This is a genomic window from Sphaerochaeta sp. UBA5836 (assembly GCF_002432845.1).
GTDB lineage: Bacteria > Spirochaetota > Spirochaetia > Sphaerochaetales > Sphaerochaetaceae > Sphaerochaeta.
On sequence record NZ_DJGW01000012.1, the window covers coordinates 2,558 to 3,659 of the forward strand.

A 1,102-nucleotide genomic window follows, 5' to 3' on the forward strand; every position below is an offset into this window, starting at 1 on the left:
CAGGAACGCATGTTCAAGGCCGTCGATGCCGCCAAGGAACTCGGTGTGGACATAAAGGTCATTCCCTCCCTTTTTGAGATGCAGCAGGGAGCCAAGGAGCTCGATCTGAGAAACCTCGACTACGGCGACCTGCTCGGCAGGCCCTTGATCAGCATCGAGAAGCAACCCATCCAGAAGATGGTCATGAATAAGCGCGTGCTCATCACCGGGGCGGGAGGCTCCATCGGCAGTGAGATCTGCAAGCAGCTCTTAACCTACGGCCCTTCTCAACTCATCCTCTTGGACATCGATGAGACGGAGCTGCACGATCTGTCGCTGAGGCTGCACAACTACCAGAAAGAGTGGAGCGACCTGATCGTCCCGGTGGTGTGCGATATCAAGAACCGCCGCAAGGTCGACAGGATCATGGAGCAGTACCGGCCGCAGCTGGTCTTCCACGCCGCCGCCTACAAGCACGTGCCGCTGCAGGAGCTCTATCCCGAGGAGGCCATCACGACCAACATTCTGGGCTCCTATGCGGTGCTCAAGAGTGCCAAGGAGCGCGCTGTGGAGAAGGTGGTGGTCATCTCCACCGACAAGGCGGTCAACCCGACCAACGTCATGGGTGCGACCAAGCGCGTGGTCGAGCTCATGGCGGGCATGCTCAACAGCAAGGAGACCGAGATGGTCTGCGTGCGCTTCGGCAACGTGCTGGGAAGCAGGGGGAGCATGCTGCCCCTGTTCATGGAGCAGATCAAGGCGGGCGTTCCGATCACCGTCACCCACAAGGACATCATCCGCTACTTCATGGCGATTCCCGAGGCCGTAGGCCTGGTCTTCAAGGCGGCCTCGATGGCCAAGGGAGGCGAGGTCATGGTGCTGGACATGGGCCAGCCGGTGCGCATCTACGACTTTGCCCAGAAGCTGGTCAAGTACTACGGCGACGGCCGCAGCCAGGTGATCGTCACGGGCCTGAGGCCCGGCGAGAAGCTCTACGAGGAGCTTTTGGCCAACAAGGACACCACCATACCCACCGAGGACAAGCTGGTCTTCAAGGCGCAGGTGAGCAACCATGAGCTCTCCGAGCTCACCTTCCTCAACCACTACCTGACCACCTTCCAGA

1 protein-coding gene is annotated in these 1,102 nt (G+C 60.2%); it reads left to right on the forward strand.

Annotated features, from left to right (window positions below; translation table 11 throughout):
- A partial coding sequence (locus B3F49_RS00930; RefSeq protein WP_293908587.1) for a UDP-N-acetylglucosamine 4,6-dehydratase family protein occupies positions 1-1,102 on the forward strand: 1,102 nt, incomplete at both ends.